A 2122-nucleotide genomic window follows, 5' to 3' on the forward strand; every position below is an offset into this window, starting at 1 on the left:
TTTCGGTTCCGCAATGGGTTGAGGTGCGATCAGCCGCCCCCACCGGCGGCTGATCGCACCTCAACCCATTGCGGAACCGAAAGGGCCCTGCCAGCGATGGCGGGGCCTTTTTCATTCCCCGTCGAGCTTGAGCAGCCGCTCCTCGATCCGGATCGTGTGCATCGCCATGCGTATCTCGAGCACGAACAGCACCAGCCCGGCGATCAGGAACGCCATGGCGAGGATGAAGCCGCCGGCGACGATCTGCCCGAAGCGATAGCCGGTGAGCGACAGCACGAAGATCGAGGCGATCACCACGCCGACCGTGATCGCGCTCAATGTCCCCATCAGGATCGCCTTGTTGACGATATCCGCGCGCCGATCGAGGATCCGCAGCTCGTTGACCACGCGGATATGGGCCTCGCCCTGGGTGCGATGAAATTCTGCCATCTGGACCCGCTCGCGATCGACTACGCGGGCGAGGCGATTGGCGAACATCTGCAGGATATTGCCCGTCGCCAGCAGCAGAAATGCCGGGGCCATGGCGATCTGGATCAGCTTGCCGATCTGCCCGATATCGAAATCTGCCATGAACATGCTGGTCCGCCCTCCCGTCGCGCTGCGCGACTATAGCCGGGCAGGGCAACCCATCAATCGCCTATCGCAGCGTCGCCGCGACGATTGGCTGGCCGGTCGCATGACTCTGGCAGCGCTGGGAAATCTCCACCGTTCCCGTAGCCCATTGACCTCTCGGCCGCAGCGTGCACAGTCCGCGCAGCATGACCCAGCCCTTTTCCGCTTCCTTGCTTGCCATCCGAATCGAGCACCGCGCATGACCGAACCCGGTACGCCCCCCGGCTGGTTCGATCCCAGCGCCTTCGAGGGTATCCTCGGCAAGCTTGGCCATGGCGGGCATCTCGGCATGCGCTATCGCGCACATGGCGTTGGCTGGGTCGAGATGGAACTGCCCTATTCCGAACGGCTGATTGGCGATGTGGACAGCGGCGTCATCGCATCGGGGCCGATCATCAGCCTGATGGACAATGCCACCAGCCTTTCGGTCTGGACCGCGATCGGCGAGTTCCGCCCGCAGGTGACGCTCGACCTCCGCGTCGATTACATGCGCCCCGCCATGCCGGGCAAGTCCGTTATCGGACGCGGCGAATGCTACAAGGTCACGCGGTCGATGGCCTTTGTGCGCGGCATCGCGCATGATGGCGATCCCGATGATCCGGTCGCGCATGTTGCGGGCACGTTCATCCGCGTCGACAATTTCCTGGGCTGAGCGATGAGCACCGATTCCGATATGAACGCGATCCTCGGCTTCATGCCGCCGTTCGCCGAGACGATGGGCATCACCGTCGATCACCTCCACAATGGCCTGCCGGTGATGGCGTTCGATTATGGTCCCCAGGTCATGGGTAGGCCTGGTTTCCTGCACGGCGGCGCGATGAGCGGGCTGATGGAGATCGCCGCGATTGCCGCGCTGCGCGTCACCGTGGCGGTAGAGGAACCGGCGGTGCGGATCAAGCCGGTCAACATCACGATCAATTTCATGCGCGGCGGGCGCGAGGCGCGGACCTATGCGCTGGGCGAGGTCACCCGGATCGGGCGGCGCGTTGCCAACGTCGAGGCCAAGGCCTGGCAGGACGATCCGGCCAAGCCGATCGCGACGGTCTTCATGAACTTCCTGCTGTCGTCGCCCAAGCCAGCCTGACGACCACACCAGGCTCGTCAGCCTGGCCATCATCGACGCGCATCGCGGCATCGGCGCGGGCGCGCGACAGAATGGACCTCGGCATATCGGCAGGGTGCAGCACCAGATCCGCGCTCCCCAGCAACCGCACCTGACGCAAGGTCAGATCGTCGGGGTCGGGCGAGGCAATCGTCAGCGTATAGAGGCCCGATCCGACGCCCTCGCCGCCATGTTCGATCCACTTCTCAACGGCATCAGCGTCTTGATCGGATAGAGGATCGAGCGGTCCCCCCGGTGCCAGCGCCGCATCGATCGCCCGCCTGCGCTCCGGACCGCCGGGCCAGCGCGCACGGATGGCATCGCGCGCCGCATCGAGCGCGTGCGCCAGCCCGCCCAGCCCTGCCGGTAGCATCGCCTCGAACCGCTGGCGGAGCGCCTTGGCAAGAC

Annotated in this window: 3 protein-coding genes and 1 pseudogene; 2 read left to right on the forward strand and 2 right to left on the reverse strand. The window is 65.2% G+C overall.

Annotated features, from left to right (window positions below; translation table 11 throughout):
* Nucleotides 1-111: 111 nt before the first annotated feature.
* Nucleotides 112-576: a DUF2721 domain-containing protein gene (locus tag AX735_RS09755; RefSeq protein WP_082751023.1), complete on the reverse strand. Its 465-nt coding sequence runs from the start codon at nucleotides 574-576 to the stop codon at nucleotides 112-114.
* A 235-nt stretch (nucleotides 577-811) separates the two neighbouring features.
* On the opposite strand from AX735_RS09755, the gene AX735_RS09760 reads away from it, so the two are divergent.
* Both AX735_RS09760 and AX735_RS09765 read left to right on the forward strand, forming a co-directional pair.
* On the forward strand, nucleotides 812-1264 hold the full coding sequence (locus tag AX735_RS09760; protein ID WP_066279180.1) for a PaaI family thioesterase: 453 nt from the start codon (nucleotides 812-814) through the stop codon (nucleotides 1262-1264).
* A 3-nt stretch (nucleotides 1265-1267) separates the two neighbouring features.
* On the forward strand, nucleotides 1268-1696 hold the full coding sequence (locus tag AX735_RS09765; protein ID WP_137775398.1) for a PaaI family thioesterase: 429 nt from the start codon (nucleotides 1268-1270) through the stop codon (nucleotides 1694-1696).
* Here the strand turns inward: AX735_RS09765 and AX735_RS25770 are convergent.
* Nucleotides 1659-2122 (reverse strand): annotated as a pseudogene (locus AX735_RS25770) (siroheme synthase); the annotation flags it as partial. The gene AX735_RS09765 and the pseudogene AX735_RS25770 sit on opposite strands and share 38 nt — an antisense overlap.

It is taken from the genome of Blastomonas sp. CCH1-A6 (genome assembly GCF_001556365.1).
In the GTDB taxonomy this organism is placed as follows: Bacteria; Pseudomonadota; Alphaproteobacteria; order Sphingomonadales; family Sphingomonadaceae; genus Blastomonas; species Blastomonas ursincola.